Annotated in this window: 8 protein-coding genes; 1 reads left to right on the plus strand and 7 read right to left on the minus strand. The window is 71.0% G+C overall.

Annotated elements, in window-relative coordinates; genetic code table 11:
• Window position 1 precedes the first annotated feature (1 nt).
• Genes F0415_RS09995 through thiE form a run of 5 tightly spaced genes read right to left on the minus strand, consistent with a single transcriptional unit; the run spans window position 2 to window position 4,539 of the window.
• Complete coding sequence (locus F0415_RS09995; protein ID WP_149861076.1) at window positions 2-856, minus strand: ion transporter; 855 nt, start codon at window positions 854-856, stop codon at window positions 2-4.
• Window positions 853-1,980, minus strand: coding sequence for a trans-sulfuration enzyme family protein (locus F0415_RS10000; RefSeq protein WP_149861077.1), 1,128 nt, complete (start codon window positions 1,978-1,980; stop codon window positions 853-855). The genes F0415_RS09995 and F0415_RS10000 overlap by 4 nt, the downstream gene beginning before the upstream one ends.
• Entirely contained in the window at window positions 1,977-2,600 is a 624-nt protein-coding gene (locus F0415_RS10005) for an HAD-IA family hydrolase (protein ID WP_149861078.1), read from the minus strand. The genes F0415_RS10000 and F0415_RS10005 overlap by 4 nt, the downstream gene beginning before the upstream one ends.
• Window positions 2,597-3,889: a glutamate-1-semialdehyde 2,1-aminomutase gene (hemL, locus tag F0415_RS10010; protein ID WP_149861079.1), complete on the minus strand. Its 1,293-nt coding sequence runs from the start codon at window positions 3,887-3,889 to the stop codon at window positions 2,597-2,599. The genes F0415_RS10005 and hemL overlap by 4 nt, the downstream gene beginning before the upstream one ends.
• Entirely contained in the window at window positions 3,886-4,539 is a 654-nt protein-coding gene (gene thiE / locus F0415_RS10015) for a thiamine phosphate synthase (RefSeq protein WP_149861080.1), read from the minus strand. Before thiE ends, hemL begins: the two co-directional genes overlap by 4 nt.
• A gap of 58 nt (window positions 4,540-4,597) precedes the next feature.
• On the opposite strand from thiE, the gene F0415_RS10020 reads away from it, so the two are divergent.
• Window positions 4,598-4,792, plus strand: coding sequence for a rubredoxin (locus F0415_RS10020; protein ID WP_149861081.1), 195 nt, complete (start codon window positions 4,598-4,600; stop codon window positions 4,790-4,792).
• A 16-nt stretch (window positions 4,793-4,808) separates the two neighbouring features.
• Here the strand turns inward: F0415_RS10020 and F0415_RS10025 are convergent, their stop codons facing one another.
• Window positions 4,809-5,654 (minus strand): SirB1 family protein, encoded by an 846-nt coding sequence (locus F0415_RS10025; protein WP_149861082.1) that lies wholly within the window; start codon window positions 5,652-5,654, stop codon window positions 4,809-4,811.
• A gap of 43 nt (window positions 5,655-5,697) precedes the next feature.
• Complete coding sequence (locus F0415_RS10030; RefSeq protein ID WP_149861083.1) at window positions 5,698-6,144, minus strand: DUF192 domain-containing protein; 447 nt, start codon at window positions 6,142-6,144, stop codon at window positions 5,698-5,700.
• Between the last annotated feature and the right edge of the window lie 315 nt (window positions 6,145-6,459).

A 6,459-nucleotide genomic window follows, 5' to 3' on the forward strand; every position in this document is an offset into this window, starting at 1 on the left:
CTCACTCCGCCGGCGGCAGCGCGACGCCGCAACGCCGGCAATGCCGGGCGTCGGCCTCGTGGTCGGCCAGGCCGCAGCCGGGACAGGTCGCCTGCCGGCGGGCACCGCGCAGGCCCTGCGCCAGTTCGGCGGTGTAGATGCCGGTCGGCACCGCGATCACGCCGTAACCGATAAGGATCAATATCGAGGTGACGAACTGGCCCAGCGGCGTCGCCGGCGTGATGTCGCCGAAGCCGACCGTGGCCATGGTGACGATGGCCCAGTACATCGCCACCGGGATGCTGGTGAAGCCATGTCGCGGGCCCTCGATCACGTACATGGCTGCGGCGAAAATCACCACTACCGTCAACACGCCGGCCAGGAATACCAGGATCTTGCGTCGTGACCGGTACAGTGCGCCGACCAGCACCCCGCCCGCCGCGGTGTACTCCACCAGTTTCAGCACGCGGAACACCCGCAGGATGCGCAGCACCCGCACCACCAGCAGGGCCTGGCTGCCCGGCAGCAGCAAGGACAGATAGGTGGGCAGCACCGACAGCAGGTCGATGATGCCGAAGAAGCTGCGCGCATACCGCCAGGGTCGGTCCACCACCAGCAGACGCGCCAGGTATTCGGCGGTGAACAGCAGGGTGAAACCCCATTCCAGGGCATAGAACCAGCGGCCGTAACGCGCGTGCAGCGCCGTTTCGCTGTCCAGGATCACCACCGCCACGCTGGCGATGATGGCTGCGATCAGCAGCAGGTCGAAGCGACGGGGCGCGCCCGGGTCGTGCCGGAAGATGATGCGGAACCAGCGCGCGCGCCAGCCTTCGGACCGGGCCGGGCCGAGGTCGAGCAGGTCGCCGGAGGCGCTCATGCCCGCGCCAGCGCCTGCTCGAAATCGGCGAGCAGGTCGTCCGGATGCTCCAGGCCGACCGAAACCCGCAGAAGGTCCTCGGGGCTTTGGCGCATGCTGCCCTCGACCGAGGCGCGGTGTTCGACCAGGGTTTCCGGGCCGCCAAGGGATGTGGCGTTGCGCGCCAGCCGCAGCGCGCCGGCCACCTTCAGGGCGGCATCGCGGCCGCCACGCAGGCGGAAGCTGAGCATGGCGCCGAAGTCGCGCATCTGTCTGGCGGCGATCTCATGGCCTGGATGCGCGGCCAGGCCCGGCCAGGCCACCGAGGCCACGGCCGGGTGCGTGGCCAGCCGTTCTGCCAGTGCGCGCGCGTTCCGGCAATGCCAGGCCATCCGCGCCGGCAACGAACGCAGACCGCGCAGCACCAGCCAGGAAGCAAAGGGCGAAGCCACCGGGCCGGTGACGTGGCGGCGGTGCGCCGCGCGTTCGAACCACTCGTCGCGGCGGGCGAAGACCAGGGCGCCGCCGAGCGTGTCGCTGTGCCCGCCCATGTACTTGCTGCTGGAATGCATCACCAGGTCGGCGCCCAGCGACAGCGGCCGTTGCAGCAGTGGCGTGGCGAAGGTGTTGTCACAGGCCAGGCGGGCGCCGTGGTCGTGTGCGATCTCCGCCAGGGCGGCGATGTCGGCGATCTCCAGCAGCGGATTGGAAGGCGTTTCCACCCAGATCAGCCGCGTTTCCGGCCGCAGCGCCGCGCGCACGGCGGCCAGGTCGGCGAGGTCCAGCGCGGTGCCGGAAACGCCGCGTTCGGGCAGGAACTCCTGGGCCAGGCTGCGCAGGCCGGTGTAGCAGTCGCGCGGGTAGAGGAAGTGCGAGCCCGGCGGCAACGTGTCCAGCAGGCCATGCATGGCCGCCATGCCCGATGCGTAGGCCAGGGCTGCTTCGCCGCCCTCGAGCGCCGCCAGCGCGGCCTCCAGCCTGACCTGGGTGGGATTGGTTTCGCGCTGGTATTCGAAGCCGGCGCGGCGTTCGCAGGCCGGGCCGTGTTCGAAGGTCGTGCTGAGGTGGATGGGCGGGGCAATGGCACCGGTTTCGGCGTCCGGCTCGCCGCCGGCGTGCACGGCCAGGGTTTCCAGGTGCTTCATGGTGAAGGCTCCAGAAGATGATGCGCGCTCAGCGCGGCCGCCAGGCCGTCCGCGCCGGTGAAATGGTGGGCGTGCAGGCCGGCGGCGCGGGCGCCGTCGGCATTGGCGGCCTTGTCGTCCACGAACAGTGCTTCGTTCGGTGCCACCCCGAGTTCGGCCAGGCAGTCGAGATAGACCTGCGGATCGGGCTTGCCGCGGCGGAACTGCGCCGAGACGAATACCGCGTTCTCGAACAGCGGAAACAACGGCGGGCACATCGCCGGCAGATGCTCGCGCAGCAGCAGGCCGTTGTTGCTCAGGATGGCGACGCGGGCCCGGCGGGCAGCCGCCCGGGCCAGGGCCAGGGCCGGTTCGTGCGCAGCCATGGCGGCGCGCCGGGCGGCGATCCAGTGCTCCAGCCGCACCTCGGCGCCGAGGCGGCGCGAAAGTTCCGCCAGGGTTTGTGGCCCGTCCAGCTCGCCGCGGTCGGCGGCGGCTTCCAGGCCGGAGTCGAACAGGGCGGCGTGCACCGCCTCGGGCGTGGTGCCGGTGTCGCGGGCCAGGCGGGCGACCCGGGACGCGTGCCGGTATTCGGCCAGCACCTCATCCAGGTCGAACAGAACCAGCGCCGGGCGGTTCATCCGGCCCGGACCTCGCGGAAGGCCGCGCGCGCGGCTTCGAGCGTCCGGTCGATCTCGGCGTCGCCGTGTGCGCTGGACAGGAAGCCGGCCTCGAAGGCGGAGGGCGCGAAGTAGACCCCGCGCCGGAGCAGGCCATGGAAGAAGCGGCCGTAGGCGGCGGTGTCGCAGGCCACGGCCTGGGCGAAGGTTTCGACCTTCTCGCGGCTGAAGAACAGGCCGAACATGGCGCAGCTGCGGTTCGTGGTGACCGCCACGCCGGCTTCGGCGGCGGCGGCTTCCAGGCCGTCGCAGAGCCGGTGCGTGCGCGTCTCCAGCGTCTCGTGGAAGCCGGGCTCCTGGATCAGCTTCAGCGTGGCCAGGCCGGCGGCCATGGCCACCGGGTTTCCGCTCAGGGTGCCGGCCTGGTAGATCGGACCGCTGGGCGCGACCTGGCGCATCAGTTCGGCCTTGCCGCCGTAGGCGCCGACCGGCATGCCGCCGCCGATGATCTTGCCGAAGGTGCTCAGGTCGGGCGTGACGCCGTAACGCGCCTGGGCGCCACCGAGCGCGACCCGGAAGCCGGTCATCACCTCGTCGAAGATCAGCACGCTGCCGTGTTTCGTGCACAGGGCCCGCAGATGCTGCAGGTAGCCCTCGCGCGGCAGGATGCAGTTGGCGTTGCCGACGATCGGCTCGACGATGACGCCGGCGATGTCGGCGCCTTGCTCCTGGAACAGTCGTGTCGCCGCTTCGAAGTCGTTGTAGGGCAGGGTGAGGGTGAGATCGGCCAGGGCCTTGGGCACGCCAGGCGAGTTGGGCACGCCGAAGGTGAGCGCGCCAGAGCCGGCCTTTACCAGGAAGCTGTCGCCGTGGCCGTGGTAACAGCCCTCGAACTTGACGATGCGGCTGCGGCCGGTGGCGCCGCGCGCCAGACGGATGGCCGACAGCGTGGCCTCGGTGCCCGAGTTCACCATTCGCAGCATTTCCATCGAGGGCACCAGGCGCCGTACTTCCTCGGCCATCTCGACCTCGAGCGCGTTGGGCACGCCGAAACTCAGGCCATCGCGCATCACCTTCGCCACCGCCTCCAGCACGGCCGGATGAGCGTGGCCGGCGATCATCGGCCCCCAGCTGCCGACGTAGTCCAGGTAGCGATTGCCGTCCACGTCCTCGATGTACGCGCCCTCGGCGCGGGCGGCGAAGAAGGGCTCGCCACCGACCGAACGGAAGGCGCGCACCGGCGAGTTCACGCCTCCCGGCATCAGCTCCTGGGCGCGGGTGAAGAGGGCGTGGCTGCGGTCGGTGTTCATCGTGTCGCTTGCTCGTGCGGGTTTGGTTCGAAGAGGCGGCGGAAGGCGCGGGTGGCGGCGGCCGGTTCGGGGGCATCGAAGACGGCACCGATCACCGCCAGCAGGTCGGCGCCGGCGGCGACGATTGCCGCGGCATTGTCGGGCGTGAGCCCGCCGATCGCCACCCGCGGCAGCCCGAAGCGGGCGCTGTCGCGCAGCAAGGCCGGCGTGGCGCGACGGGCCTGCGGTTTGGTGCCGGAGGGGAAGAAGGCGCCGAAGGCGAGGTAGCTGGCGCCGGCCGCGGCGGCGGCCTCGGCCCGGGCCAGGCTGTCGTAGCAGGAGGCGCCGAGGATGGCGGCCGGGCCGAGCGCGGCGCGGGCCTCGGCCAGGGCGCCGTCGTGTTCGCCCAGGTGGGCCCCGTCGGCGCCGATCTCGCCGGCCAGCCGCCAGTCGTCGTTCACCAGCATGGGGATGCCGGCGGCCCGGCAGGCCGCCAGCACCGCTTCGGCCTGTTCGCGATAGCGGTCGGACGAGACCCGCTTGTTCCGGTACTGGACCAGGGCGGGACCGGCCGCCAGCACCGGTGTCAGCCGGGACAGGAGGCGGCCGGTATCCGGCTCGTCAGGGGTCAGCAGGTAGAGGCCGCGGCGCGGCCAGAAGCGGGTGTTCATCACGGAGCCGCCGGCAAGATGCGAGAATGTTAGCCCTGATCGCATGATCGAGGCCGCAATGAGCAGTACCGACACCGCCACCGCCTACCGCACCTGGATGTGCGTGGTTTGCGGGTTCACCTACGACGAGGCGGCTGGCCTGCCGGAAGAGGGCATCGCTCCGGGCACGCGCTGGGAAGACATCCCGGACGACTGGGTGTGCCCGGATTGCGGCGTCACCAAGGAAGATTTCGAAATGGTGCCGGTGGCCTGAGCCGGCGCCGCCGCACTCAGTTCAGGCGGGCCGGCTGGCCGGCCAGCATCACCAGAGCCTCGCGCACCGCGTCGGCGTCTTCCGCTTCGGGCAGCAGCTGCAGGTAGCGGCCCAGGTCCTCGCGGGCACCGCGGACGTGTCCCAGCTCCAGGTAGGCCAGGCCGCGGTCGCGCCAGGCTTCGGCCAGGTCCGGGGCGAGCTTGAGCAGGCGGTCGGCGCAGCGCGCCACCCGCTCCCAGTCGCCACGGTCCCGGTACAGTCCCTTCAGGTTGCGCAACATGCGCACCAGCATCACCCGGTTCGAGGCCGGGGCGAGGATCTTCAGCAGCATGCCATCGTCCGGGGCCTGCCCGCCCAGGTGCGGCACGGCCCGCACCCGCAGCTCCTCGGCGCTGACCGGGCGGCCCTTGTTGAACGGGTCGAGCACCAGGATGCCGTCGTCAACCGGCAGCCTGACCAGGAAATGGCCGGGGAAGGACACGCCCTGCAGCGGCAGGCCGAGCCGGCGGGTCACCTCCATCTGCACCAGGGCCAGGGAGATGGGAATGCCGAGTTTCCGGTCCACGACCTCGTTGAGGTAGCTGTTGCGCGGGTCGTCGTAATCGTTGGTATTGCCGGCGAAGCCCAGCTCTTCGAACAGGTACCGGTTGACCTCGGTCAGGCGGGTCGGCAGGTCGGCGGCGGCGTCCACCCGCAGGCGCAGCGTCTCGGCCCAGGCCGCGAGCTGGGCGGCATAGGCGGCGGCGTCGAGACCGGGGTATTCGTCGCGGGCGATCAGCAGGGCGATGTCGAGCAAAGGCAGTTCGTCGTCGCCGAGCCGCGCCAGCGCGTTCCAGTCGGGCAGGGGGCGATGGCTGGCCATGCCGCCAATGTGGCGGCCATGGGCCCGGGAATCAAGCACGGGCTCAGGGGGCGCCGCGTTCCGGGATGTCCGGAGAGAAGCGGATCTCGTCGCCGCGCTCGACGCCCAGGCGTCCGGCCGTGCCGGCATTGAGCTCCAGCACGTACAGCGCCGGTCCGGCGCTGGGATAGGGCGGGCAGCGATCGCCCAGCGAGCACGGCGAGGCCCGGCTCACCGACACCAGGCGTCGCCGGGCGTCGAAATAGAGGATGTCCAGCGGGATGCGGGTGTTCTTCATCCAGTAGGCCAGCGGTTGCTCCTCCGCGTGCACGAACAACATACCGGCATCGGCCGCCAGCCGGTCGCGGAACATCAGGCCGCGGGCGCGCTCATCGGGCTCGTCGGCGATTTCGACGCTGAAGCGCTCGCCGCCGAGCTCGACCCAGGCTTGGCCGCGGGAGGCGCAGCCGGCCGAAAGCAGGGACAGGGCGAGCAGGAGGAAGAGGCGCATGGCGTCGGTGTGGCGCGTCGGATCCGGCGACGTTCCGGGATGCGCGGGCGACATGTCAAGGCGGAAGGCTTCCAATTTCCGCAAACCGCCGTTATCCTGCGCGGCCCTTCGGGGCGCCGGCCGAGCCGGCAGCCCCGCTGCCGGGAGGCCCCGCCGGGGTGATCGGTGGAACCGGGGCGCTCGAGAAGGGTGTTGACGGTTCTGGAAAGCGCCGTATAATGTGCGGCTCCCTCGGGCGAAATGCCCGGGCCGTGGGCGAAGGCCTGGCGGGTTGGATCTTTGACAGTGTGCGCAGGAAATTTGTGCGGGCGCCTG

The organism is Arenimonas fontis (genome assembly GCF_008386465.1).
GTDB lineage: Bacteria > Pseudomonadota > Gammaproteobacteria > Xanthomonadales > Xanthomonadaceae > Arenimonas > Arenimonas fontis.